We start from the raw sequence: 24,332 nt of genomic DNA, 5'->3' as shown, positions 1-24,332 counted from the left end.
GGCTCGCTCCCACGGGGGCGCACCTGTAGTCGATACCGGTTACCCAAATCCCGCCCACAAAAAAGGGGACTTTCGTCCCCTTGTGATCTGCAGCGCTAAGCCTCAGTAAATATCCTTCGACAACAACGTAAACGGCGTCTTCACGAGGATCTTCAGATCCAGCCACAACGACCAGCTGTTGATGTACTGCAGGTCGATCTCGACACGCTTCTGCATCTTGTCAATGGTGTCGGTCTCACCGCGGCAGCCGCTGATCTGTGCCAGGCCAGTGATGCCCGGTTTGATTCGGTGACGCGCCATGTAAGCGAGGATCTTGCCGGAGTAGTAATTGTTGTGCGCCACCGCATGCGGCCGTGGACCTACCAGCGCCATATGCCCCTGCAACACGTTGAACAGTTGCGGCAACTCATCCAGGGAAGTGCGGCGGATAAAACGACCTACTGCAGTGATGCGCGAGTCATTGCGGCTGGCCTGTTTCACTTCGCGGTCATCGTGGACACGCATCGAGCGGAATTTCCAGACCTTGATCACCTTGCCGTTCCAGCCATGGCGGTCCTGCTTGAAAAACACCGGGCCGGGCGAGTTGATTTTCACCGCCAGAGCGATGATCAACAGCAGCGGACTGAGCGCGATGATCGCCAGGAATGCCACGGTTTTCTCAACCAGACTCTTGCTCAGAGCAGCGGTGGGGCGGCTGGTCAGCGGGCTTTCGTTGAGGTAAATCGCCGGCAAGCCGTCCACGACTTTCACCGAGTGGTTGAGCAGGGTCAGGCTGTTCAAGTCCGGCACCCACACTACATCGACGTTAGCCCCGAGTAAGTCGACATACATCGCTTCGATTTTCGCGGCTTCGCACAGCGGCAGAGTAATGTAGAGGCGGCGAATGTCGTGGGCTTCGATCAGCTCAAGCAACTCGTCCTGAGCGCCAACGACACGCGGTGCGTCGGAAGCGAGGACCGGTTTGTCACCGTTGCTGACCAGACCGATCAGCGGCAGGTTTTCCAGTTGGCTGAGCTTTTTCGCCAGGCCCAACGCCAATTCGCCAGTACCGACGATCAACGTTCGGTGTTCGCTTTTACGCGAACGCTGGTAGTACTTGGAAAATGCATGCAGCGGCGCGTAGAGGAACGCCTGACCGAGGAAGCCATACACCGCCCAGCTGAGAATCACCTGACGGGAAAACAGCTCATCGGCCTGGCAGACAAACGCGATGCACGCCAGCGCGGCCATGGTCATCGACCAGCCCATGAACAAGCGGCCGAGGCCGGTCAGGTAGTTGTCGCGTTTGCGATAAACGCCGCTGAATGTGTAAGCCGGCACCGAAGCCAGGACGGCGAGGGTGGCGCACATTCGGTAGTAGAACGCGACGGTGCCGGTGTGCTGTTCAGCGAGAATGAACAGCAGCGTCACAACGAAAGCCTGTGCCAGCGCCCATTGGCCCCAAAAGGTCAGTCCCTTGAGGCCCGTGCTTCGATTAATACTGAGAGAAAGATCCATACGATATCCCCAAAAGACGTCCATTCAGGTTTCAACAGTTGAAAGCCGAGTTGTTATGCAGACTTATTGTTTTTGTTTTAGCGAGTGTCTTGAGGTAACAACATCGAGAGCCGAACTGTCGTCAGCCAATAGACTAAGTTATTGCTGGGAATGGTGTCTGACGAGTTCTAACAAGATGGCACAATGCCAACTTTTTAATAATTAAATAAATGGCTGTTAGAAAAGGTCGTAGAGCGGGGGATGAAAAAGCGAGGGGGTATTTGTTACTGTTGAGGGGTGGAGGCAGGGAAGCTTTTATCGAATCAGGGAGGGTGAACCCAAACAGAGTGCTCTTCTTGTTGTTGTAGTCGCACTTTATATCTGTTTGTCTTGGTTTGTGTGTCGCTTGTGATTAAGCAACGACTTCCTGGATCAGGCAATATCCGCGATTTCTTACGGCTCGGAACAATCGCTCGCCATTACTTGCGCTCTTGAATTTATCCTGCAATCGGCTCAGGCACATTTCCAGGCCACGGTATTGCTCGGGTTCCCGGCCAATGCTGATGATCAGGTCATCACGACTGACCACGCGCTCTTCATGGCTCAGCATTTTCCTGACCAGAGCGGTTTCCAAACCAGTCAGGCTGATCGCAACATTGTCCTTGAGCAACACGCCTTGTTCATCGTCAAGATGCCAGGTGTCGCTGCAAGGCTCAGTGCTCTCGCTGACATTGGAGATATGAGCGCGTTCTGCACTGCGGGTCGGGAAGCTTTGAAACGGATTGTCTGTTTGCGCGGCTCGCCATTCATTTTCAAGAGTGGCCAGTATGCGTTGAGTATCATGTTCGATACTGCGCGCAACATTCTTTCGGCTGAGGCTTGGGTAACTGAACTCCATGACCATCGGGGCGGAAGAGGGCGAAGCAACACCTTCAACAAACATTTGTGCCTGCGACGTGCCAAACGAATTGAAACGCTCACTGGACAAGATGCTTTCCAGTTCACGTTGCGACGTTGTGCTGTGCGTCACAACAACAAAATATTTTCTGGGGAGGGTTGTACTCGTTTCCATGTCTCTCTCCTAAATACACACCAAAATTGGCTAAAAGATAAATCGGCAGGCGAGCAATGACTTCCTCGGAAGTAATCGTAGGCAGGGTTCTGGCCGAAAATGGCCATCGATAAATTCCACTCGATCTGCTGCTATGTTATGGAGTTTTATTGTTATGTGGCGTGATGCCGTGCTCATTCAAGTGCTTGAGTTTTAATAAGTATGAGGCGCAATTGAAACGATATGGCTGCATCAGACGATCCTTCGTACGTATGCAAAAGGGAAGACTGCCCGAGACTCAGGCAGTCGATATCAGGCCCCGCATCAGGCGATAGCCGTAGCCGCGGATGCTCTGAATCGCGTTTGTACCATACATGTCCTTGATTTTTCCACGCAAGCGACTGATTGATTTTTCCAGTGCCCGAGGGTCGTAGAAATTGGTGTTGAGGCCCATGATGCTGGCGATTTCATCATGACTCAGAATGTGATTGCCGGTGTGCGCAAAGGCCTCGAGGATCTTCATTTCAGCGAAAGAGATATCCAGTTTGCGCCGACTGTCCATCAGGCAGATCCGCGTCGGATCAAGCGTGAGATTGATATCTCGTTGCCAGTCTTCGCTGTTGAAGAACTCCGCGAGCAAGTCTTCGCTGTCATCGCTCAATGTGTTGAGCTTGATACAGGCATCCGCCCCGGCGAGGAAATATTTGATCTTGTTGACGGCACCGCGGCCGGTAACGACAGCGCAAATAAGTGGCTTCAAGTTGTCATCGCGCAGGGTCTGCACCAGGGCCAGATTTTCTTCGATGGCTTGTGGACTATCGATGATGACGAAAATGGCGCGATAGGAACCTATGTAGCCGTGCTGTTTATATGAACTAGTGAAAGCACCTGTTTCCAGGGTCATATCGGGTTGCACGTGCTTTGCGATCAGCGATCTCAAATGATCAGCCACACCCAGTGTACGACCCAGCGCAAGAACACCGGATTCATCATTTGTCGGGCGCGGACTTCTCGTCGCCAAGTTCCCTGAGAGCATCATGCGTTGACTCGAATTAGGTGCTGACATCGGGATGTTAAAGCACCGGTTCTCATCTGTGACTGACAATTGGTAACATTTGTGCGGATTTTAGACGTGTCTCCCGAGTTTTCTAACAATAACTAAGCTTTTCAGGCTTTTAGTTGATTTTCTCGGGCTTGTGAACTAATGCGTAAGTGATGGCTATATGCAATGGTGCCACTATTTTGAGCTTGTGGCGATGGCTTTGTCTATGTCCTTTTGCCATTGATTGGCCATGTCAACAATGTGTGAGGTTGATCACACTTCATATCTGAACTGAAATATTTGTAGTAATAGATGTAAATTTTTTCCGTTTAGTTCGTCGGCCGACGATTACTAACATGACTTGAGTGTGGCAGTCCGTTAGACCTATTCTTCGAAATCAAAAGATCGCAGCCTTCGGCAGCTCCTACATGGAAATGCATTCCAAATGTAGGAGCTGCCGAAGGCTGCGATCTTTGGATCTTCATATGCGCCAATTGTGTAACTCAGATACTCAACCCCTGAGTGTTATTGACTGGTCGCTCACCCTGAGTGCTCTGACGGAGGATTAATGGATTTCTGGACCCTTTTCCAGGTGTTGATATTAGGCGCGGTAGAAGGCTTGACCGAGTTCTTGCCCATTTCAAGTACCGGCCACCAGATTATTGTCGCCGACCTGCTCGAGTTTGGCGGCGAACGCGCGATGGCGTTCAACATCATTATTCAACTGGGGGCCATTCTTGCTGTGGTCTGGGAATTTCGTCCGAAGATCTTCGAAATCGTCAAAGGCCTGCCCACCGAGCGCAACGCGCAACGTTTCACCCTTAATCTGCTGATCGCGTTTTTCCCGGCCGTTATCCTCGGCGTGTTATTCGCCGACGCGATTCATGAATACCTGTTCAACCCAATCACCGTTGCGGTGGCCCTGGTTGTTGGCGGCATCGTCATGTTGTGGGCCGAACAGCGCAGCCATGTAGTCAGCGTCGAACATGTCGACGACATGCGCTGGTCCCACGCGTTGAAGGTCGGTTTCGTACAATGTCTTGCGATGATTCCCGGCACCTCGCGTTCCGGCTCGACCATCATCGGCGGGCTGCTCTTCGGCCTATCGCGCAAAGCCGCCACCGAGTTCTCGTTCTTCCTCGCCATGCCGACCATGGTTGGCGCCGCCGTTTATTCCGGCTACAAATACCGCGACCTGTTCCAACCCAACGACCTGCCAGTCTTCGCCCTCGGCTTCGTCACCGCGTTCATCTTCGCCATGATCGCCGTACGCGGCTTGCTCAAGTTTATTGCCAACCACAGCTATGCCGCGTTCGCGTGGTACCGGATCGGTTTTGGATTGTTGATTCTGGCGACGTGGCTGTTTGGTTGGGTCAACTGGACCGCCGCAGCGGCCGCCTGATCACTGCGCGCTGATCAACGCCGCCACGGCGAGATCGTTTAACGTCGAATCCGACGACTCCTGACGAAAGCGCTGCAAGGCCGAGGTGAAATACGCAGCCTGCAGCATGCCGTCGCTGGCCAGGAAGTACCGCGCGGCTTCGATTTCCTCAGCCGAGTAAACACGTTTTTTGAGGCCGGATACGTCCGAGGTTCCATCGACCGACACCATCGTCGCCGTGAACACCAGAAAGCCGGACATTTGCGTTGATTCAAATGGGCCACCGCTCCCTTCACCACACCCTCGCGCAAAATTGCAGTCGGCGAAGATGTTGGAGGAAGCCGTCGAGCATAAAGCGAGGAGGGTGAAGCGATTGAATAGAGCACGTTTAAACGCGGGCATAACCAAGAGACATCCTGTCAGTACAACAAAACAGCGGGCAACGCTCATGCGGCGCCCGCACACTCAAACCATCAATCAACGACCTTCAAGCAACTCAGCCGCCTGATCCAGCAACGCCAACGGATCTTTTGCCTTGTGGATATCCACCGACAACAACTGACGAAACTTGCGCGCCCCGGGGAACCCCGTGCCCAAACCCAGCACGTGCCGCGTGATGTGATGCATCGCACCACCGGCCAGCAGATGTTCGGCGATATACGGCCGCAACTGCGCCAACGCCTCAGCCCGACTGATCACCGGCGCCGAACTGCCAAATAACTGCTGATCCACCTCCGCCAGCAAATACGGATTGTGATAAGCCTCACGCCCCAACATCACGCCATCGAAGGTCTGCAAATGCTCATGGCAGGCTTCCATGGTCTTGATCCCGCCGTTCAGCACAATTTCCAGCTCCGGAAAGTCCGCCTTCAGCTGCGCCGCGACGTCATAGCGCAACGGCGGAATGTCGCGATTCTCCTTCGGCGACAACCCCTCCAGAATCGCAATCCGCGCATGCACGGTAAAACTCGTGCATCCGGCATCCCGCACAGTCCCGACGAAATCGCACAACTCGGCATAACTGTCGCGCCCGTTGATGCCGATCCGGTGCTTCACCGTCACCGGAATCGACACCGCATCACGCATCGCCTTCACACAATCGGCCACCAACTGCGGATGCCCCATCAGGCACGCGCCGATCATGTTGTTTTGCACACGATCACTCGGGCAGCCGACGTTCAGGTTCACCTCGTCGTAGCCATGTTCCTGCGCCATGCGCGCGCAGGCGGCGAGATCGAGCGGAACACTACCCCCGAGCTGCAACGCGAGCGGGTGCTCGGCTTCGTTGTGACGCAGGAAACGTTCGTGATCGCCGTTGAGCAGAGCGCCGGTGGTGACCATTTCGGTGTAGAGCAGGGCGTTCTTCGATAGGAGACGTAGGAAGAAACGGCAATGGCGGTCCGTCCAATCCATCATGGGTGCCACACTGAAGCGTCGAGACGGCTCAGGCATGGATTTTACTGGGCTGAAGCTCTGATTCTGGACCATTTTACTCAACGTGTTTTCGGCGTGCTTTTGGGCGTGTTCAAGGGTTTTCGGGATCTGATTGGTACGATGTACCCACTCGAAGCCAATGCGTACCACTTTCGGTTATGGCAGTTGTCGGGACTCGAAAACTGGCGGATGTGAGCTGTGCGTTACACCGCGCAGCACCACATCAGGCGGAATGGAGTGCAAGTCTACCAAGAGAGCGAGATTTGCGCCCCGGAAACGAACTACACGAGCGCGAATCAGAGCTGGATGAGCGGGCGCTCAAGCGGGCGATAACGCAGGATTCGAGTGCATCAATGGCTGCACTTACGTCCAGTCTTGATTGCGCTGGAAAGACTGAATGGGATTCTCGGAGTAGATTGGGGCGCAGCCGCCCCATCTATGACGATCGATGTGGCCTACTTGCTGTTCCATGAGAGCTCACGGCTAACTCATGGTCGGAAAGGGTCAGGTTCGCCAGTGCATTGTTTTATTCGAGCAATAACGTCCGGGCCGGTTTTAGCAATATCGATCCTGCCTGTTGCATCCAGATAAATATCAATGGTTCGGCCCCATTTGGGGCTGATGTCGATGCACCTCTGAAAACCTTTATCAGTCCACCAATCAAACATCATGAAAAAATCGTCATCAGGAAATAGGTAGCCGAACTCGACGGCTGCGCCACCATGCTTGATATCGCCTCTATGAATCCTGTCCTGGGTGTTCCAAACGTAGTGAAATTCTCCCTCACTGTTCGGGGAAAAATTGACCGCTACGACGGGGGAGCCGAGGTACCAGACAGCGATTGGAAGAGCAATGAGCGCCAGAAGGATCCAGCGCCCATACCGGCGTCTGGTTTTATTTGCATTCATGTAGTTTGATTCCTTTTCCCCATTCTTTAGAGGGCACTGCAAGCACCTGATCCATGATCATTTTGGCGGTAATGCCCCCATTGGGATGTTGGCGATAGAGCTTCACGCCGATACTGATGGATATTCGGTCGGGCGCATCGTCCCACGCTCTCAAACCGTCGACATTGCCTGAACGGTTTGGGCCGGGTAGCTCCCACTGTTCTTTTGGTTTCGTTACGACCTCCTGGGCTTTTCGTAAAGCGTCAGAAACGATCTGCTCGCCACCTGCACCATCCAGTAATGCACTTTCGGATAGGCCGCCAGCCCTGCCCACATAGCCGTAATGAATGTTCGACCAAATATCGTAGAAGTAATCGTACTCTCCCTGCTTGTGCCAAACGCCCCCGATAGTCCTGCGGATGATCGGTTTGTGGTCCCATGGGCGATTCTGGCCAACCCGCTCAGTCCAGATAGCCAGAGCCTTTGCCTTCATTCCCAGCGCCAAGCTATAGAAGTCTGGCTTGGGACCGAGCTGAAGGTAAAAGGGCAGTGCCATGTATTCCTTGGTTTTTGCATGTGCGTCGTAGCTGTTCAGTTCCTTCATCTGGCGAACGGCTGGGCTATTTATGTTGGTGTTCATCTCGGCCGCGATGTAAGTCGCCAGTTGCTCCATCATGTCCGGGTCTTTACAGGCAGCGGGTGCGGCTTTTGGCTCGGGTTTCTCTTCGGTTTTTTTATCAGGCTGCTTTGCGGCGGACTTTGGCTCAACCAGAGCATTTGCTGCTTTGGCTTTTTCAGTGAGTTTCAGGTCGGCCAGCAACGTTGCCATCTTCTCATCGTCCAGGGATCCGTCGGGGCGGAAGGCTCCGAGCGCCATGAAATTGATGATCGTTGCACCGCCTGCGTCCCCCATCACGAAGCCGCCACCGACGTCACCTGATCCGGTTATGACTGTGCCGCCGTGACTGGTCGGACTGCCCAAGTGGGCCATTGGGCGACCGTTGACCTGAATAGATGGGAAGCCTGTTGTAATCACCGCTCCGCAACCACACGTATCACCGACTCGAGCAGAGCCCATGAAATTGATGTTTACGTCACCGCTGGCGGAGGCGATCGGGGTAGTGCCGTGACCTGGTAATGGGCAGACGTGTTTGTCGCCTAATCGTGCAGAGGAAATCATTCAATATCATCCTTGTTTCCATCGTCCATTGACTTACGCCAGGACTGGCCTGGGTGCTGAAAGGTTACCGGAAAATGGCGAAAGGGTCTCCGAGGAGAGGTGGGACTGGATTGAGGTCACCAACCGCTTGAGGGGCAGACCACTGCCAACACCGGGCGTATGGAGATTTACTGATGAATGAACAAATGGCCAACCAGATGTTGCCCGCGACCACACCCGCCACCGGCGCCGGGACGCAGGTGTTTTCCTTCGGCGAGCCGACGCCGGTGCTGGGTGGTCGAGAGGTTTTCGACTACCTGGAGTGCTGGTTCAACGGGCGGTGGTATGAGCCGCCGCTGTCGCTGGACGGGCTGGCTCGGTCGGTGGGGGCGAACGTGCATCTGCATTCCGGGTTGATGTTCAAGCGCAACCTGTTGAGCAAGACGTTTATCCCGCATCCGTTGCTGTCGCGGGCTTCGTTTGAGCAGTTTGCTTTGGATTTCCTGTGCTTGGGCAATGGCTACCTTGAGGGGCGGCGGTCGCGATTGGGCGGTGTTCGTAAGCTGGAGACGCCGTTGGCCAAATACATGCGTGCCGGGCCGGATGGGCGCTTCTACCAGGTACGGGGGTGGAAGGATGAACACGCGTTTGAGGCGGACAGCATTTTTCATCTGCGTGAAGCAGATCTGCACCAGGAGATTTATGGGTTGCCGGAGTGGATCAGCGCTTTGCAGTCGGCGTTATTGAACGAGTCGGCGACATTGTTTCGACGCAAGTATTACGAGAATGGCAGTCATGCAGGTTTCATTCTGTACATGACGGACGCGGCGCAGACCGAGGCTGACATTGATGCGCTACGCAAGGCGCTGAAGGAGTCGAAGGGGCCGGGGAATTTCCGGAATCTGTTTGTTTACTCGCCGACCGGCAAAAAGGACGGGATCCAGCTGATCCCGGTGAGCGAGGTGGCAGCGAAGGATGAATTCAACTCGATCAAGAATCAGACGCGGGATGATGTGTTGGCGAGCCTGCGTATTCCGCCGCAGTTGATGGGCATCGTTCCGCAGAACGCGGGCGGGTTCGGATCAATCAGGGAGGCGGCGCAGATCTATGCCGCCAACGAGCTGGAGCCGATTCAGACGAGGATTTTGCAGCTAAATGACTGGGCGGGAGACGAAGTGATTAAGTTTAGGCCGTATGAGATTTGAATGGCCAACACAAGGTCACTAATAAAGTGATCTTGTGTTAGATCTTTTGATTTTATTTGTTTTTTTGGGAGCTTTGTTTCTTGGGGGCGGCGGGTTTTGTTTCTGTAACTTCGTTTTTGGGTTTTTCTAACTCTTTCGCCTCTTTCGCCTCTTTCGCCTCTTTCGCCTCTTTCGCTTCTTTTGTCTCCTTAGTTGTGGCTTTTGATTTTTTTTCTGCTAATTGGGTTTTTTCATAATGTGCCAGGAATTTCATGCCTAAGCTAGTTACAAAGCAGCGGCGATATCTTACCCCAGTAACTTTTTCGTTATCTGTTAGTCCGTATACCTGAAGTTTGGTGCAGATGTTGTAGTAAAGAAATTTACTAACGGCATTTCCTGATGTTGAGTTTGTTATTCCTGCAACTAAATAGTCCTTATTGAAGTAGAAAATAGTCAGCAGGCTAAGTTCATATTCTTCGCCAGCAGTGGAAATTTCTGCTGGCACCTTAATCATTATGCTTTTTAGGGTGTCAATTAATTCTGAAAATTGGTGATCACTACCCTTCACTTCCTCCGGTGCTGTTGGAGTAGGTTTCTCCAGCGCAGCAATCGTTTCTTTGAGTAAAGTGTTTTCTTCTGAAAGTTTTTTTATTTCATCAAATAATGGGGTCGTGTCCACAATCTCATGGCCAGATACCCAACCCTTAAGATCTCGATTGTTCAAGAAGTCAGCTAGGCTTTCGTGTACGCAAAGTTTTATATCTTTTGTGTCATCGAAAAATGAAGAGATTTTTGAAAGCACTTTTTCTCGAAATAATTTTAATTCTTTTGGATTGTTTTTTTCAAGGAAAGTAGTGCCATGCTCTCGAACTTTTACTTCCAGCGCTTGCTCGTTTATGACAACGGAGAACATCGGTTTATTTTGTTCTACTGCATAGTCAAATTCAAGCTCGGTATAACTTAAGTTTGTCAGCGGTTCGACCGACCCGTATCGTCCCCCCAAAATCAGCATATATACATCTGATTCATCGATCCATCGGGTAATGGTATCCATTTGGGATCTATCGCCAGAGGTAAATAGTTCCATGCCTGCCGGGATATGTCCCGACTTTAATATCGCACTCACAGCAGCCTGCCGTTCCTCGATTAAATCTGTAAAAGTGCTGGATATAAAAACTTGAAGTTTACGTTTCATCGTCTGTCCTTTGGCGTCTTCCATGTAGTGGTGGACGATAGCTTTTTGCCATTGGGGTGTCTACGGTCACGTTTATAAGCTGGTGCGTGCCGTCGTCCCCCCACCTCGCCTGCGGGCTAAATGGGTCTTTTTTTCCGCAGTCCTGCACCTGGCCGAGCGCCCCCCCCGGCCGGGCGCTGTAGTAGGGGTGTCGAAGTTCAAAAAGCCTGCGGATCCCTGCGAAGGGTGGTTATCTGACAGGACGGACCTGGCGAAACGGAAGGCAGGTAGACGCAACCTTTCGATGCGTTTTTTTCAGGAACGCCATCGGAAAAAAGTAATGTGGTAATCCGAATATCGGGACACCGGCGAAAGCCCTGTATTCATTGGCTTTGCTGGCTTACTTCAGAAAGTAATTTTGAGTAATGAAAAAAGTAATGTCGCTGTAAGTCATTGATTTGTAAGGGAAGCGCAAAAACAAATATTACTTCTTTAAAAGGTAATTACCTTACTTCTACATTACTCAAAAATTACTTCATTCCGATCCTTTGCAGCCCAGTGAAATCAAGGCTTTCAGCCAAATCGACCGCTCGGCTTACCAAAATTACCTTTTCCCGATGCCTCTCCCGAAAAAGGAACATTACCTATCAGGCGGTACAGCTGATCGCCTCGCCACTTACTCAAGCAGATGACGAAGAGACACTCGTGCGCAGTCGTTTTGCCCGCGACAAAAACGTTTGTGGGAAGTGCTCTGGATTGGAGCGACAGGCGGGTGCGCCGACGATGCGAGAGGAAGTTCGCTTGTCCCGCCTGGGGAAAAAGGAAATGGGGTGGTACGAAAATGGTACGTGCGTTTCTAGATGCCGCTGGAGGCCTCGACTTTAGCGGCCTGTAGAATTAGCCGTGCCAATCCATCATCGGGGCGACGGAGAAGCGGCGGGAGAGTGTGACGGGTTGTAGGGACATGTGAGGAATCTGGATCAAGAAGGCGAAGGCGCAAGAGTTTATCAGGTCTGCGAACAGGCAAAGGCTTGCGAGGCGCTGTTTGTGGTTTGAACTGGGCTCCGACGCGCTCGGCCTGATGGGAGGAAGTGTATTTCTGCCTGTTTTCTGTCCTTCAGTATGCGTTTAAACGATTGCGCAGGCGCTTGTTTAAATCTGACTGGTGAAAGTTATCCGAAGCCTACCTTGTCTTGCGCCTCCCCCTACACCTAAGACAGAATCCGCCGGCTTGTGCGTCTAGCCTGCGGGTTTTATCGTCTCCGGGTCACTGAAAACAGTGATCGGGTTTGGTAGCCCGCTCCGTCAGAAGCACAAGACTACTGTCTTGCGATGACGTTTCTCGTCTTCGTTTTATGGTGGTCATGCGCGGGGCGTCTTCGGATGCGCCGGGGTTCCTGACGACCGGTCTACCAACCTGCGTATGGCCTCCACCCTTCGTTTGGTAGCGAGAGTGATGGCTCCTTTTCGTTAATCCGTCAGGAGTTACACCATGTTCAAACCAACACCCAACCCGCCAGAAACCGACCCCGCATCCCCCTACGAATCCGCCAATTCCAAAAAACTCCACGAAGCCGCCGAGCGCGCGCTTGATCACTATCTCCTTCCCGCCAGCCTAATCAGGGCCAGCACCGATGCGCCCGAACGCATGTACCTCGCCAATCCCAAGTACGACATGGAATCCCTGTTGGCCAATGCCTGCGAAACCCTGGGTTCTGCCTCCGAAATGCTCAACAACTTTGCCGCGACGCTGGATAACTCGCGCCGCAAATCTGCGCTAGGCATTGCGCAGGTGGTGATGTTGGCGGAGTTGGCGGTGAATCAGGCGTTGGATAAGGTTGAAATCAAGCCGTAAACCCGTGTCCCTCTGTGGCATGCGGCACGCCGTTGCTGCAGAGGGGCGGGGTTCTGCATTGACATTTTCATCGTCTTTTCACGCCGATAGCGATGTGCCACAAATCATGATGGCAATGCGTCATCACGCCACTCAAAAAGTTCAACGATTATACAAAAATATAAAATTGTACAAGTTTTCGCAAAATTAATAGCATCCCTCCAGACACCTTTGCTGAAACGATAAATCCAGCGTGCAAATGCTCTGTTGCGACGTGCTGGGTTTGTCTGCCGGTGCTCGCGTCGGGTCTCTTTTCGACGCTTCAACAGCATAGGCATATGCATTCCCGGGACAGCTGGAGCGTCCCGTATTACGCCCTGGATGACGACCCCCGAATGTCTGGACGGTGACTGTGGTTACCGGAGATCAATTTTTTTATGCCTGGCGATTCGCGTCAGGACGTTTGAGGCTGAATATGGCAGTAGCATCGAATTTCCTCGGTGACATCAAAGTTTCCCGCAAGCTGGGAACCGGCTTCGGCATTCTTCTGCTGGCCGTTTTGGCGGTTGCCTTCATTGGCTATAACAGCAACAGCGTGCTGGTTGATCGCTTGAGTACGACGCGTCTGATCGGCACGTTGAATGACGCTACGCAAAATATGCGTCTGTCCGAGAAACAGTACGAAGCCGCCGCTGACGCAGCGTTCGCCGAGTCCTATAACGCGCAGTTGAATGTCTTGCAGGGCCTTGTGGGCAAGGCGCTGGACACCTTGACCCGCGCTGAAAACCAGCAAGCCCTGAAGGCGTTGCAAACCACGATTGTTGCCTACGACCAGAAGGTCAAACGGCTGATCGCTGCCGACCAGTCGACCACGGATGCGTTGAAACCGCTGACGGCGCTGTCGGACAAGTACGCGCAAACTTTTGCCGGCATGCTTGAAGGCACCACGACCAGTGCACTGGCGTCTGCCGATGGTGAACGCGTTCGGGAGCTGCGTACGGTGGCCGACTTGCGCAATGGCATGACCACGTTTCGCCTGATGTTGCGTCGTTACATTGCGGTGCCCAACGACGTGAACAAAAAACTGCTGATGGAAACCATCGATACCTTCTTGAGTGATATCAGCAAGGCGCGCACCAGCCTGCCGACGGCGCTGTCGAGCCAACTGGAAGAAGCCCACGCCGGCATGCGGCGTTATCGCGAAGTACTGGTGGAAGTGGCCGGGCTGTTTGAGCAGAAGCAGAACATGCGCGAGCAGGTCGACCAGGAAAGCAAGGCGATGGACAAGATCATGAGTGGCCTGATGGACACCCAGCAGCGCCTTGCACATGAGGATCAGCATTCGGCTTTTATTCAGATGGCGGTATTGACTGCGCTGGCGCTGGTGATCGGGCTGTTGGCTTCGGTGGTCATCTCGCGCCAGATTACTGCGCCGCTGGCGCTGACGGTTGATCTGGCGCGACGGATTGCCAAAGGCGACCTGACGGTCCAGGCCAGGTCTGCGCGCAAAGATGAGTTGGGCGATCTGCAAAATGCGATGCAGGAGATGGCGCAGAACCTGAACACGCTGGTGCAAGGTATCGGCAATGGCGTCACGCAGATTTCCACCTCTGCGGAAAAGCTCTCGGCCATGAGCGAGCAGACCAGCGCAGGTGTACGTCAGCAAAAAAGCGAAGTGGATCAAGTTGCCACGGCGATGCACGAAATGGCTTCGACGGTGCAGGAAGTTGCGCGTAACACCACCGATGCCTCCGCTGCCGCGACCCTCGCCGATCAGCAGGCGCGCCACGGCAGCACGGTGGTGAAGCAGGCGACGGTGCAGATCAGCGAACTTGCCATGGCCATTGAAGAGTTGGGCGGTGCGATGAATGTGCTGACTCAGGATAGCGAGCAGATCGGCAAAGTCATCGATGTGATCAAAGCCGTCGCCGAGCAGACCAATCTGCTCGCGTTGAACGCCGCTATCGAAGCCGCGCGGGCGGGTGAGCAGGGTCGTGGTTTTGCTGTGGTAGCAGACGAAGTGCGCTCGCTGGCGCAGCGCACGCAGGACTCGACCAAGGAAATCGAAGCGCTGATCGTCACCCTGCAACAAGGCACGCAAGCGGCTGCGACGCTGATGACCTCAAGCCGCGAACGCACCCTCGATACGGTGGTACTGGCGCAGAAGGCCGAATTGGCGATTACCGAGATCAATCAGTCCATCGGTACGATCCAGGAAATGAGTCTGCAGATCTCGGCCGCCGCCGAGCAGCAAAGTGCCGTGGCCGACGAAATCAACCGCAGCATTGTCAGTGTGCGTGATGTGGCTGACCAGTCGGCTGTCGCCAGCGAAGAAAGTGCGGCGGCGACGATTGAGTTGGCGTCACTGGGGCAGGACCTGCAGCGAATGACCGCGCATTTCCGCACCTGACCATTTAACGTCGAGCACGCGGCGCCTTTGCATATTCAGGCGCCGCAGGGCTGCAGTTGTTGCCTGGTTTGCAGATGACGCAATCCTGCAACTGATCATTTATCACCATGGAAGGTTACAACCCGTTATCAGGGGTGTCATGACCGACTTTCCAAAATCATTCGCGTCTCCCGGTGGCTGCCAGGGCTGTAGAAACAAAGGTGTGCCAGAGATGGATTTCGCCTTCGCTTTCCAGCCCATTGTGGATCTGCGCGATCAAACGACGTTTGCCCATGAAGCGTTGGTTCGCGGCGTAAACGGTGAAGGTGCCTTGTCTGTCCTGGAGCAGGTGGACGATCAGAACCGTTACCGATTCGATCAACTGTGTCGAGTGCGGGCAATTTCCACCGCGGCTGACTTAGGCATGACGCAGTACCTGTCGATCAACTTTCTGCCGAATGCCGTTTACCGGCCGGAGATGTGTATTCGCAGCACATTGGAAGCGGCGCGCACATACGGCTTTCCGCTGGAGCGGCTGATCTTCGAAGCCGTGGAAGGCGAGCACGTTGAAAGCAACAAACACTTGATGAATATCTTGCGTGAGTATCGTGAGTTTGGTTTCAAGACGGCCATCGACGACTTTGGCGCAGGCTATTCCGGCCTTAACTTGTTGGCGGATTTTCAACCGGACCTGATCAAGCTGGATATGGCGCTGATCCGCAATATTCACCGTGACCGCGTACGCCAGACCATCGTGCGCAACGTGGTCAACATGTGCAGAGAGTTGGGCGTGGAAGTGATCGCCGAGGGCATAGAAAATGCCGAGGAAAGAGACTTTCTCGCCGATTGCGGCATTTATCTGATGCAGGGCTACTGGTTTGCCAGGCCCTCGTTCAAATCGTTGGCGCAGATCTCGACGAGTGCGTGGCTGGGGAGATCATCCAATCCGCGCTCTTATGCAAAACATTGACCGCCACCGACATTGGCTGCCGTCGGTGCCATGCGCCTGAATGCCGGTTGTTTTGCGGTCACGGGTTGCGTCGGGTTTCCAGCAGCGTAAATAACCCCATGCCTGCGAGCATCGCCAATACGAAAACCATTGCCTGCCAGTGGCCCGTCAACAGGATGGTCACTGCCGGGCCAGGGCAGATGCCGGCTATCCCCCAACCGACGCCGAACAGCAGGCCGGCCAGGAATGCATTCAGTTTGAGCACGTTCAGATTCCCGACACCGCGTGCATTGAGCGAACCGTTCCCTAAACGCGCGCGGTGGCCGGGTTCAGTGGCTTATTGCGGCACCGCAATCCACTCACTCAACGTCTGCTGATACTTGCCAGTGACCTTGCTCAAGTGCAGCCACTGATCGACATACAGTTTCCAACTCATGTCATCGCGCGGCAGCAAGTAAGCCTTCTCCCCGTACTGCATGTACTTATGCGGATTCACAGCGCACAACCCCGGTTTGAGTTTCTGCTGATACAGCGCTTCCGAGGCGTCGGTGATCATCACGTCGGCTTTGTTGTCGAGCAGTTGCTGGAAGATCGTCACGTTGTCGTGCAAGGCCAGTTGCGCCTTGGGCAGGAAGGCGTGGACGAAGGCTTCGTTGGTGCCGCCGGCAGGTTCCACCAGGCGCACGTTGGGCTGGTTGATCTGGTCGATGGTCTGGTATTTGGACTGGTCGGCGCAGCGCACCAGCGGGATCTTGCCGTCGGTGTCGAGGGTGTTGCTGAAGTAGGCTTTTTTCTGCCGTTCCAGTGTGACCGAGATGCCGCCCATGCCGATGTCGCATTTGCCGGCCTGCATGTCGGGCATCAGGGTTTTCCAGGTGGTCTGCACCCATTGCACCTTGACGCCGAGGCTGTCGGCCAGGGAGCGGGCCATGCTGATGTCGATGCCTTCGAAGTCGCCATCGCTGCGCTTGAAGGTGTAGGGCTTGTAGTCGCCGGTGGTGCAGACACGCAACTGGCCTTGTTGCTGGATGCTGTCGAGGTGGGACGTGGCGGGGTCGGCGTGAGCGCCAGTCGCCAGGGTCAGCAGGCCGCCGAGGATCATCGTGCTTTTTAGTGTTGTCATTGAGATCGGGCTTCTGAAAGGGAAGGTGGCCCAGTTTAGTGAAAGCCTTCCACAGGTGTCATCCCGGGTCCGGACTCAATGTGCCGAGCCACGCCACCAGCGCCACGATCAGCAGGGCAAGGGCCAGCTCCATCACCACACTGCGTCGCAGCGCTTTCGCGGCGATGAGGTGCTGGCCGTCGCGCAGCGATTGTTGTAGTGACGGTCCAAGATGAAAGCGGTTCAACGCAGCGAGCACCAGCATCACGGCAAACACCAGCACCTTGATCGCCAGCAGCTGCCCGTAGGTCCCGAACAGCACTCCGTCGAGCCTTGGGCCGACGATGAAAAGATAATTCACCACGCCGGTGACCGACACCGTCAGCACGATCACCGCGCCCACCCATTCGAAGCGTTTCACTGCATCGGCGAGCAGGCGAAGGCGTGTATCACCGATCCGCCCGCTCACCATCAACACCAGCGCCAGCAAGGCACCCAACCACGCTCCCGCCGCAAGCAAGTGCAAGATGTCGCTGAGAAAGTGCCAGAACCGCAGCCATCCTTCGTCCATCGCGCCATGCCCGCTCCACGCCAGCGAAGCGAGGGCAATGGCGCCTGCCAACGACGCTGGCCACAGACCCGGCCGGATCACCACGATGGCCAGCGCTGTCATCCGCAGCGCCCACGCCAGGCCGACGTCCGTTTCCAACACCATCATCTGCAGGTGCGGCCACAATGCCGCGAGCTGGGTTTCGCCACTCATGACGCGGGTCATCAGCACCAGCCCGGCCACTGACAGTAACGCGCCTGTCACTGCCATGCCCCGCAACAACGGACGGAACCGCAGCAGCGCGTTGAAGCTGTACAAGCCAAACAACGCCAGCCCGAACAACAGCAGCAAATCCACATACAAGGCGAACCGCAGGATGATGTTGAGCAGGTCCGCCATTGTTCACTTCACTTTGAACGTGACGTTACCGGTAATCGGGTGCGTGTCGGCGGACACCGCGCGCCACTGCACCTGATAGGTGCCGGCAGGCAGCGGGGCGAGCGGGGTGATCAGCATGGTTTTCGGATCGCTGCTGGCGCTGACTTTGGCTTTCATCGGCATCGGCGAGTGAGCCATGCCACCCATTTCGGTCATTACCAGTTTGGCCCCGGAGAATTGCGTGACCAGGTTCTCGGAAAAGTGCAGCTCGATCCTGCCCGGCGCGGCGCCTTCCGCGCCTTCGGCTGGCGTCGACGAGAGCAGTTTCGGATGGGCCTGGGCAAGGGTGCTCAGGAGCAATCCGCTGGCGAATATCAGGGGCAGGGTCAATGTGCGCATGCAAGGTCTCCGGTTTGTTTTTGTAGAAGAATTCAGAACCACAGCCTGACGCCGAGGACGAGGCGCGCCTCACTGCGATCCTCGTCTTCTTCGCGGGCATAGTCGGCGGTGTTGCCGTAAGTGCGATTCCACGTCACGCCGATGTAAGGCGCGAATTCGCGGCGGATTTCATAGCGCAACCGCAGGCCTACCTCGGTATTGGACAACCCTGAGCCGATGCCTCGCTGCGGATCGTTCTTACCGTAGATATTCAGTTCAGCGGTCGGCTGCAGGATCAGTCGATTGGTCAGCAGGATGTCGTAGTCGCCCTCCAGGCGTACCGCACTCTGGCCGCCCTCGCCGAGGAAAGCCGTGGCTTCGGCCTCGAAGTTGTACAGCGCCATGCCTTGCACGCCGAACGCGGCCCAGGTTTGCGGTGCGCCGGGTTTGAAGTCCTGACGCACGCCGCTGACCACGTCCCACCAGGGTGAAATCGCGTGGCCCCATAGCGCTTGAATTTCCGCGTCTTCAGTCTTGCCGTTGTTGCGCTCGCCTTCAGAGCGCAGCCACAGCCGATCGGTATCCCCGCCGATCCAGCCGGACAGATCCCAGGCCAAAGCGCTGCCGTCATCGGCGTTCTGCCATTCGAGTTTGTCGGCAAGAAAGTAGCTGTTTATAACGCTGTCATGCACCTGATGACCGCCGGGGCTGGTGAACACCGCAGCGCGGTCGGCGTCGGTCACGGGCGCAATCGGCGTGCGGCTTTCGCTGGGCGCGGCGGGCTGCATCATGCCGTCGTCCATGCTTTGCATTGCCGAATGATCCATCCCGGGCATCTGGCTGTGGTCCATGCCGTGCATGGCGTCGGCAGCCATGGCAGAGGTGCCGGCGAGCATCAGCGAGAACACGCTGAGTCGAGTCATGATGGACCTCTTCATTCTTCCACCCGCACTTCGCGGAACATGCCCGTTTCCATGTGATAAAGCAGATGACAGTGATAGGCCCAGCGGCCGAGGGCGTCGGCGGTGACGCGATAGCTGCGGCGGCTGCCGGGCGGCATGTCGATGGTGTGTTTGCGCACCTGAAAGTTGCCGTTTTCGTCCTCCAGATCGCTCCACATCCCGTGCAGGTGGATCGGGTGGGTCATCATGGTGTCGTTGACCAGCACCAGGCGGATGCGCTCGCCGTATTTCAGCCGTAGAGGCTCGGCATCGGAGAATTTGATGCCGTTGAGCGACCAGGCGAATTTCTCCATGTGGCCGGTCAGGTGCAGTTCTATGGTGCGGCCCGGATCGCGGCCGTCCGGGTCCTCGAAGGCGCTGCGCAGGTCGGCGTAGGTCAGCACTCGGCGGCCGTTGTTGCGCAGGCCGAGGCCGGGGTCGTCGAGCTTTGGCGCGGTGATCATGGCCTGCATGTCCACCAGCGGATTGTTGTTTTCACTGTCGGGATGGGCTTGCATCGGGCCCATGGCGGAGTGATCCATGGCACTCATGTCCATGCTGCCGTGGTCCATGCCGCCCATGCCCATGTCGTCCATGCTCACCAACGGACGCGGATCCAGCGCCGGCACTGCTGCCGACATGCCGGGGCGTGTGGCGAGAGTGCCACGGGCGTAACCGCTGCGATCCATCGCCTGAGCGAAGAGGGTGTAGGCCTCGGTTTCAGGTTCAACGATCACGTCATAGGTCTCGGCCACGGCAATGCGCAGTTCATCGACGCTGACCGGTTTGACGTGCAGGCCATCGGCAGCCACCACTGTCATTTTCAATCCCGGAATACGCACATCGAAATAGGTCATGGCCGAGCCGTTGATCAGGCGCAGGCGCAGTTTTTCGCCGGGACGGAACAGCCAGGTGAAGTTGTCATCGGGGGCCTGGCCGTTGATCAAAAAGGTGTACGTGGCGCCACTGACGTCGGCGATGTCGGTGGGGTTCATGTTCATTTGCGCCCACATCGTGCGATCGGCAACCGTGGCGCCCCAGCCTTTCTCACCGACATCGTTGATAAAGTCGCCGACGGTGCGTTTGTGGAAGTTGTAGTAGTCGGACTGTTTTTTCAGCGTCTTCATCAGTCTGGCCGGGTCTTCGTCGGTCCAGTCGCTGAGCATCACCACGTAGTCGCGATCGTACTGGAAGGGCTCTGGCTCCTTGGCCTCGATGACCAGCGGCCCGTAGACGCCGGCCTGCTCCTGTAACCCGGAATGGCTGTGATACCAGTAGGTGCCGTGTTGCCGAACCTTGAACTGGTAAACGTACACGCCGCCCGGTTCAATGCCGTGGAAACTCAGGCCCGGCACGCCGTCCATGTTCGCCGGCAGCAGAATGCCGTGCCAGTGAATCGAGGTGTCGGCGGTGAGCCGGTTTCGCACCCGCAGCGTCACGGCATCGCCTTCGCGCCAGCGCAACAGCGGGCCGGGCAGGCTGCCGTTGATGGTCATCGCTGTGCGTGCCGAACCCGTGAAATTGACCGGAGTTTCGCCGATGAACAACTCGAATTCGTTGCCGCTCAGTTCGTTGACGGGCGCGGCGCCGTTCAGCGCCCAGACCGGTGTCCGCCAGAGCCCGAGGCCACCGAGCAAGCTACCGGCGGCCAGGCCTTTGACAAAAGTGCGTCTTGTGAGAATGGAAGGCATGCGCTGGAAATCCCCGTCTGGCTCATGACAGAGAGACTAGCCAGCCCCGGCTTTCAGTTGGCTGAGGCAAACATTACAGTTTTGTCAGTTAACCTGGGCGGCTTACAGGCTCAACCCTTGCTGCACCACTTGCAGCAGATTGTTTTCCGTCAGCGCGATCGCATCCAGCTCCTGGCCGGTCTCGATAGTCTGCAACCACCAATGGCTTTCGCCATGCTCGTCAACCGTGCGCAGCAACGACTGATCGCGCCCTGGCACCTTGATCTCGACACGTCCGCAACCGTCCTCGGTGAACCGCGCAATCGGATCGAAAATCAGACTGTGATTGTTCGCTTCGATCACCAACTGGTCGATGGCGTAGTCGTGGCTTTCGCCGTCCGGCGAACTTTCGCAAACGTGCGTAGGATTGCGCCGAATCTTCAGTCCTACTTCGGTGACTGGCTGCAGCCAGCCCTCAATGCGGTGGTACAAGTCGTACACCTGAGCAGGCCAGCAATCGATTTCCAGCGCCGCATCAGCCTGGGTGTGCCGTGTCTGCTTGAGTCTGGCGGCGAGTTCGTCTGCTTTACTCATGTCGGTTCCCTTGTTGGATGTCTGCCTGTTCAGCGTAGACCTTTGCACGGCGCAGGGCCTTGCCTTGCGTCATGCGCTTGCAATACAAGCGTGTCGAAATCAGCACTGGCCAAGCCTGGCCAACAACGAAAACCACGGACGCAGGCGTCCCAAGGAACGGGTTAATGAAAAAGCTGTTTACAATTCTGGCGCTGATCGCGCTGACGGCCGGTAGCATCGGCATGAGTTCGGCGCGTCAGCCGGCGTCGAACAAAGCGCAGGCGGAATCGGTGGCGGGGGTGTTCGACTACTACCTGCTGGCGCTGTCCTGGTCGCCGACTTTTTGTCTGTCGCACAAGGACGACGCGCAGTGCACCGGCAAGGGTTATGGTTTTGTCCTGCACGGTTTGTGGCCGCAATACGCCAAGGGCGGCTGGCCAGAGTCCTGCCCACCGCTGACCAGGCTATCGGCGGCAGAAACCAGCAAGGGCCTGACGATGTACCCGACGAAAAAACTCCTTGATCACGAATGGTCCAAGCACGGTACCTGCAGCGGTCTCGGCGCGGAGGGCTATCTGGACAAGTCCGATCAGGCCCTCGGCGCAGTGAAGATTCCGCAGGCGTTACAGCCGTTCGGCTCGACGTCGTACTACTTCGAAGCGCAGGAAATTGTCGATCTGTTTCGCAAGGCCAATCCGGGCATTCCCGAAGATGGAATTGCGGTGGTTTGCAGCGGCCCGCAGCTGTCGGAAGTGCGGGTGTGCATGGACAAGGATTTGCAGTTCGGCGCGTGTGGCAAAGGGGTGAAGACGCAGTGCCGGGCGGGGGATATTCGGGTGCCGCCGGTACGGTGAGCATCAGTAACAGCCTATGAAAAGAGGCGCTCGCATGAGCGCCTTTTTTGCCTGACGATTTGTAGCGCTTGGCAAATTTGCGCATGCTGCGCGCCTCAAAGGATCTGCACGACACATTGCAAGGAGCTGTTCATGAGCGGAAAACCCGCTGCCCGCGTCACCGACCCCACCGCTTGCCCGTTGCCGGGACACGGCACCAACCCGATCGTCAGCGGCTCGCCAAATGTCAATTTTGATGGACTGGCGGCTGCGCGCATGACCGACAAGTCCGCTTGCGGCAGTGCGATCAGCGGCGCTGTATCTGGCACCGTGTTCATCAATGGCTTGAACGCGGCGACGCTGGACAGCACCGGTGGCCACGGCAATGTCGTCATCGGCGGTTCAGGCACGGTGATCATTGGCGACACCGTAGTCGCGGCGCCTTTCAGTGGTCTGCTGCCGATGCCGGTGCACTTCACCGACAAGTTGAAACTGGTCAACGATGTAACTGGCGAACCGATGCCCAACCATCCCTATATGATCCAGCGCGCCGACGGGCGCATGGAGCATGGCGTGTCTGATGCCGACGGGTTTACTCACGAAGTCAGTTCGCACCTGACTGAAACCATCAAGCTGTTTTTGGAGGAGTGAGGCAATGGCTGCGGAGACGGTAACGTGCGCGAAGGGCAACACTTACAAGCTGCACAAGGAGCATACGCTGACCGACAAGAAGGATGTCAGCGCCAAGCCTGTGCCGGTGGAAAGTACCAAGGCGATTGTGCTTTTTATTGGTGGGGCCGGGGATAAGGAGAGTTATTACTTCTCTGGGCCGTATCGAAATATACAACGGGCGTGGCTGGACTTTAATAAGCGTGCTGAGTCGTTACAAGATGAGGGGAAATACAAGTCGGAGTGGCTGGGCTACAACGAGGTCAGAGGCAAGTCAGATATTCAGCGACATGTTTTGAGTCTGATACCGTACAAAAGCTGCCCTATCTACATTATTGGACATAGTCTTGGGGGGGGGAATGGGGCGCACCTTACGAGAATAATGTCGGAGTGGGGGTACAGAGTGCCTATGCTGATTACTTTGGACCCTGTCGGTGAAGGCGCATTGGTGTGGGTAGGCTCGGATATCTCTCGTGAGCGTCCCGAGCCCATTGCGGAGGATTGGATAAACGTCAGAGCGATGCCTACTCAAAGAGATCCTCAGATGGTGTAGCGGATTTTGGCGAAAAATGGCTCATATCTTGCGGTCCTTCCCTTAATGCTAACGTAGATACCAATCATGCAGACGCTAAAGGTCTATTTGTCGCACCTATCTCTGGAGCTAAATCCGCAAGCGATTTGTTGTTCGAATCAGTCATGAGGGAGTTTTCGTGATGTGCAGATTTTTGCTTTGCGCATTGTTAGCCGTTTGTTCCGGCTGTGCGAAAGACCATGCGAAGCCTCCAGCAAATTTGAATTATGTGTCGGTCGAAAGAGAAAGTTTTCGATTGTACGCTATCCGATATCAATCGGACGTTGATGTTCTGGATCTTTTTAATCGTGGAGAGGGAGTCGGTATGGCGTCAGGGACGCTTGAGTGTGCCTTGGCGGATGACCATGATTTCTCGGTTGATAAAGCAATGCAATTTTCTGCCGTAGGTTTGATTGATTCAGACGTGAGCAAGAGAGAGAAAGAGAAATCTTCCTATCTCACCAGCGCGTTTCTGGTTGAAACCTCCAGCGACCGTAGTTCACAACGTCACCTGTCAACAACGGAGCTAAATAACCTCCTATACAATAAAACCCAAATCCCCTGCAAAGTCGTCATCACCGCCTTTGGCTACAAAACCTACTACTCAAACACCATGAACATCCCCACCGCCGACCTGCTCCGCGAAATCAACAAACCCGAATAAAGATCCTCGGGGGATTCAGGCAAATCCCCCCGCATCCACCCCC

At 55.5% G+C, this 24,332-nt stretch carries 23 protein-coding genes and 1 pseudogene; 9 read left to right on the top strand and 15 right to left on the bottom strand.

Going from position 1 to position 24,332, the window contains the following annotated elements; genetic code table 11:
- Nucleotides 1-102: 102 nt before the first annotated feature.
- The 3 genes from D8U71_RS07385 to D8U71_RS07375 form a co-directional block, all read right to left on the bottom strand.
- Nucleotides 103-1,497 (bottom strand): undecaprenyl-phosphate glucose phosphotransferase, encoded by a 1,395-nt coding sequence (locus D8U71_RS07385; RefSeq protein ID WP_016775452.1) that lies wholly within the window; start codon nt 1,495-1,497, stop codon nt 103-105.
- 391 nt (nt 1,498-1,888) lie between these two features.
- Nucleotides 1,889-2,548: a helix-turn-helix domain-containing protein gene (locus D8U71_RS07380; protein ID WP_041477289.1), complete on the bottom strand. Its 660-nt coding sequence runs from the start codon at nt 2,546-2,548 to the stop codon at nt 1,889-1,891.
- 277 nt (nt 2,549-2,825) lie between these two features.
- A complete protein-coding gene (locus D8U71_RS07375) occupies nt 2,826-3,566 on the bottom strand; it encodes a winged helix-turn-helix domain-containing protein (protein ID WP_123442007.1) in 741 nt (246 codons plus the stop codon).
- A gap of 571 nt (nt 3,567-4,137) precedes the next feature.
- On the opposite strand from D8U71_RS07375, the gene D8U71_RS07370 reads away from it, so the two are divergent.
- Nucleotides 4,138-4,971: an undecaprenyl-diphosphate phosphatase gene (locus tag D8U71_RS07370; protein ID WP_016775449.1), complete on the top strand. Its 834-nt coding sequence runs from the start codon at nt 4,138-4,140 to the stop codon at nt 4,969-4,971.
- Here the strand turns inward: D8U71_RS07370 and D8U71_RS07365 are convergent, their stop codons facing one another.
- The 4 genes from D8U71_RS07365 to D8U71_RS07350 all read right to left on the bottom strand — a co-directional run bounded on the left by D8U71_RS07365 (nt 4,972) and on the right by D8U71_RS07350 (nt 8,451).
- Nucleotides 4,972-5,352 (bottom strand): DUF2388 domain-containing protein, encoded by a 381-nt coding sequence (locus D8U71_RS07365; RefSeq protein ID WP_130887509.1) that lies wholly within the window; start codon nt 5,350-5,352, stop codon nt 4,972-4,974.
- A gap of 75 nt (nt 5,353-5,427) precedes the next feature.
- Nucleotides 5,428-6,402, bottom strand: coding sequence for a tRNA dihydrouridine(20/20a) synthase DusA (gene dusA / locus D8U71_RS07360; protein WP_177434885.1), 975 nt, complete (start codon nt 6,400-6,402; stop codon nt 5,428-5,430).
- Nucleotides 6,403-6,872: 470 nt separating this feature from the next.
- Entirely contained in the window at nt 6,873-7,292 is a 420-nt protein-coding gene (locus tag D8U71_RS07355; protein ID WP_016775446.1) for a hypothetical protein, read from the bottom strand.
- Entirely contained in the window at nt 7,279-8,451 is a 1,173-nt protein-coding gene (locus D8U71_RS07350) for a polymorphic toxin type 44 domain-containing protein (RefSeq protein WP_130887508.1), read from the bottom strand. Before D8U71_RS07350 ends, D8U71_RS07355 begins: the two co-directional genes overlap by 14 nt.
- Nucleotides 8,452-8,636: 185 nt before the next feature.
- Between D8U71_RS07350 and D8U71_RS07345 the strand changes: the two genes are divergently transcribed.
- Nucleotides 8,637-9,635, top strand: coding sequence for a phage portal protein (locus D8U71_RS07345; protein WP_241664213.1), 999 nt, complete (start codon nt 8,637-8,639; stop codon nt 9,633-9,635).
- Between the two features lie 52 nt (nt 9,636-9,687).
- Here D8U71_RS07345 and D8U71_RS07340 read toward each other — a convergent pair whose 3' ends face one another.
- Complete coding sequence (locus D8U71_RS07340; protein WP_130887506.1) at nt 9,688-10,809, bottom strand: DUF4062 domain-containing protein; 1,122 nt, start codon at nt 10,807-10,809, stop codon at nt 9,688-9,690.
- A gap of 1,471 nt (nt 10,810-12,280) precedes the next feature.
- Here D8U71_RS07340 and D8U71_RS07335 point away from each other — a divergent pair.
- The 3 genes from D8U71_RS07335 to D8U71_RS07325 all read left to right on the top strand — a co-directional run bounded on the left by D8U71_RS07335 (nt 12,281) and on the right by D8U71_RS07325 (nt 15,981).
- Nucleotides 12,281-12,643, top strand: coding sequence for a hypothetical protein (locus D8U71_RS07335; protein WP_016775441.1), 363 nt, complete (start codon nt 12,281-12,283; stop codon nt 12,641-12,643).
- A 454-nt stretch (nt 12,644-13,097) separates the two neighbouring features.
- The gene (locus D8U71_RS07330; protein WP_122746872.1) at nt 13,098-15,032 is read left to right on the top strand and encodes a methyl-accepting chemotaxis protein; all 1,935 of its coding nucleotides are present in this window, start codon (nt 13,098-13,100) and stop codon (nt 15,030-15,032) included.
- Nucleotides 15,033-15,171: 139 nt separating this feature from the next.
- On the top strand, nt 15,172-15,981 hold the full coding sequence (locus tag D8U71_RS07325) for an EAL domain-containing protein (RefSeq protein ID WP_071173021.1): 810 nt from the start codon (nt 15,172-15,174) through the stop codon (nt 15,979-15,981).
- A 58-nt stretch (nt 15,982-16,039) separates the two neighbouring features.
- Here D8U71_RS07325 and D8U71_RS07320 read toward each other — a convergent pair.
- The 7 genes and pseudogenes from D8U71_RS07320 to D8U71_RS07290 all read right to left on the bottom strand — a co-directional run.
- Nucleotides 16,040-16,195, bottom strand: a pseudogene (locus D8U71_RS07320) (DUF6691 family protein); the annotation flags it as partial.
- Between the two features lie 102 nt (nt 16,196-16,297).
- Nucleotides 16,298-17,083: a transporter substrate-binding domain-containing protein gene (locus tag D8U71_RS07315; RefSeq protein ID WP_123442038.1), complete on the bottom strand. Its 786-nt coding sequence runs from the start codon at nt 17,081-17,083 to the stop codon at nt 16,298-16,300.
- A 58-nt stretch (nt 17,084-17,141) separates the two neighbouring features.
- Nucleotides 17,142-18,011, bottom strand: coding sequence for a copper homeostasis membrane protein CopD (gene copD / locus D8U71_RS07310; RefSeq protein ID WP_130887505.1), 870 nt, complete (start codon nt 18,009-18,011; stop codon nt 17,142-17,144).
- 3 nt (nt 18,012-18,014) lie between these two features.
- Complete coding sequence (copC, locus tag D8U71_RS07305) at nt 18,015-18,389, bottom strand: copper homeostasis periplasmic binding protein CopC (RefSeq protein WP_056791417.1); 375 nt, start codon at nt 18,387-18,389, stop codon at nt 18,015-18,017.
- Nucleotides 18,390-18,421: 32 nt separating this feature from the next.
- On the bottom strand, nt 18,422-19,291 hold the full coding sequence (locus D8U71_RS07300) for a copper resistance protein B (protein ID WP_130887504.1): 870 nt from the start codon (nt 19,289-19,291) through the stop codon (nt 18,422-18,424).
- Between the two features lie 11 nt (nt 19,292-19,302).
- Nucleotides 19,303-21,000: a copper resistance system multicopper oxidase gene (locus tag D8U71_RS07295; protein WP_130887503.1), complete on the bottom strand. Its 1,698-nt coding sequence runs from the start codon at nt 20,998-21,000 to the stop codon at nt 19,303-19,305.
- Nucleotides 21,001-21,102: 102 nt separating this feature from the next.
- Nucleotides 21,103-21,573: a hypothetical protein gene (locus D8U71_RS07290; RefSeq protein ID WP_122752110.1), complete on the bottom strand. Its 471-nt coding sequence runs from the start codon at nt 21,571-21,573 to the stop codon at nt 21,103-21,105.
- Nucleotides 21,574-21,737: 164 nt separating this feature from the next.
- On the opposite strand from D8U71_RS07290, the gene D8U71_RS07285 reads away from it, so the two are divergent.
- The 4 genes from D8U71_RS07285 (at nt 21,738) to D8U71_RS07270 (ending at nt 24,289) form a co-directional block, all read left to right on the top strand.
- Nucleotides 21,738-22,406, top strand: a complete 669-nt coding sequence (locus tag D8U71_RS07285) for a ribonuclease T2 (protein WP_130887502.1) — start codon at nt 21,738-21,740, stop codon at nt 22,404-22,406.
- Nucleotides 22,407-22,508: 102 nt separating this feature from the next.
- On the top strand, nt 22,509-23,036 hold the full coding sequence (locus D8U71_RS07280; RefSeq protein WP_277751618.1) for a PAAR domain-containing protein: 528 nt from the start codon (nt 22,509-22,511) through the stop codon (nt 23,034-23,036).
- A gap of 4 nt (nt 23,037-23,040) precedes the next feature.
- Nucleotides 23,041-23,607, top strand: coding sequence for an alpha/beta hydrolase (locus D8U71_RS07275; RefSeq protein WP_347233376.1), 567 nt, complete (start codon nt 23,041-23,043; stop codon nt 23,605-23,607).
- 160 nt (nt 23,608-23,767) lie between these two features.
- The gene (locus D8U71_RS07270) at nt 23,768-24,289 is read left to right on the top strand and encodes a hypothetical protein (RefSeq protein ID WP_071173012.1); all 522 of its coding nucleotides are present in this window, start codon (nt 23,768-23,770) and stop codon (nt 24,287-24,289) included.
- The last annotated feature ends 43 nt before the right edge of the window (nt 24,290-24,332 follow it).

The organism is Pseudomonas sp. Sample_21 (assembly GCF_004307525.1).
Classification (GTDB): domain Bacteria; phylum Pseudomonadota; class Gammaproteobacteria; order Pseudomonadales; family Pseudomonadaceae; genus Aquipseudomonas; species Aquipseudomonas atacamensis.
The sequence above is the reverse complement of the archived record's forward strand: the minus strand, read 5'-3'. Positions and strand labels throughout refer to the sequence as shown.

Coding starts and splice junctions, on each gene's coding strand:
- D8U71_RS07335 (WP_016775441.1), top strand. CDS start 12,281: ATGTTCAAACCAACACCCAACCCGCCAGAAACCGACCCCGCATCCCCC.
- D8U71_RS07270 (WP_071173012.1), top strand. CDS start 23,768: ATGTGCAGATTTTTGCTTTGCGCATTGTTAGCCGTTTGTTCCGGCTGT.
- D8U71_RS07380 (WP_041477289.1), bottom strand. CDS start 2,548: ATGGAAACGAGTACAACCCTCCCCAGAAAATATTTTGTTGTTGTGACG.
- D8U71_RS07330 (WP_122746872.1), top strand. CDS start 13,098: ATGGCAGTAGCATCGAATTTCCTCGGTGACATCAAAGTTTCCCGCAAG.
- D8U71_RS07325 (WP_071173021.1), top strand. CDS start 15,172: ATGACCGACTTTCCAAAATCATTCGCGTCTCCCGGTGGCTGCCAGGGC.
- D8U71_RS07345 (WP_241664213.1), top strand. CDS start 8,637: ATGGCCAACCAGATGTTGCCCGCGACCACACCCGCCACCGGCGCCGGG.
- D8U71_RS07285 (WP_130887502.1), top strand. CDS start 21,738: ATGAAAAAGCTGTTTACAATTCTGGCGCTGATCGCGCTGACGGCCGGT.
- D8U71_RS07365 (WP_130887509.1), bottom strand. CDS start 5,352: ATGCCCGCGTTTAAACGTGCTCTATTCAATCGCTTCACCCTCCTCGCT.
- D8U71_RS07375 (WP_123442007.1), bottom strand. CDS start 3,566: ATGATGCTCTCAGGGAACTTGGCGACGAGAAGTCCGCGCCCGACAAAT.
- copD (WP_130887505.1), bottom strand. CDS start 18,011: ATGGCGGACCTGCTCAACATCATCCTGCGGTTCGCCTTGTATGTGGAT.
- D8U71_RS07315 (WP_123442038.1), bottom strand. CDS start 17,083: ATGACAACACTAAAAAGCACGATGATCCTCGGCGGCCTGCTGACCCTG.
- D8U71_RS07350 (WP_130887508.1), bottom strand. CDS start 8,451: ATGATTTCCTCTGCACGATTAGGCGACAAACACGTCTGCCCATTACCA.
- copC (WP_056791417.1), bottom strand. CDS start 18,389: ATGCGCACATTGACCCTGCCCCTGATATTCGCCAGCGGATTGCTCCTG.
- D8U71_RS07290 (WP_122752110.1), bottom strand. CDS start 21,573: ATGAGTAAAGCAGACGAACTCGCCGCCAGACTCAAGCAGACACGGCAC.
- D8U71_RS07385 (WP_016775452.1), bottom strand. CDS start 1,497: ATGGATCTTTCTCTCAGTATTAATCGAAGCACGGGCCTCAAGGGACTG.
- dusA (WP_177434885.1), bottom strand. CDS start 6,402: ATGCCTGAGCCGTCTCGACGCTTCAGTGTGGCACCCATGATGGATTGG.
- D8U71_RS07295 (WP_130887503.1), bottom strand. CDS start 21,000: ATGCCTTCCATTCTCACAAGACGCACTTTTGTCAAAGGCCTGGCCGCC.
- D8U71_RS07370 (WP_016775449.1), top strand. CDS start 4,138: ATGGATTTCTGGACCCTTTTCCAGGTGTTGATATTAGGCGCGGTAGAA.
- D8U71_RS07275 (WP_347233376.1), top strand. CDS start 23,041: ATGGCTGCGGAGACGGTAACGTGCGCGAAGGGCAACACTTACAAGCTG.
- D8U71_RS07300 (WP_130887504.1), bottom strand. CDS start 19,291: ATGACTCGACTCAGCGTGTTCTCGCTGATGCTCGCCGGCACCTCTGCC.
- D8U71_RS07340 (WP_130887506.1), bottom strand. CDS start 10,809: ATGAAACGTAAACTTCAAGTTTTTATATCCAGCACTTTTACAGATTTA.
- D8U71_RS07355 (WP_016775446.1), bottom strand. CDS start 7,292: ATGAATGCAAATAAAACCAGACGCCGGTATGGGCGCTGGATCCTTCTG.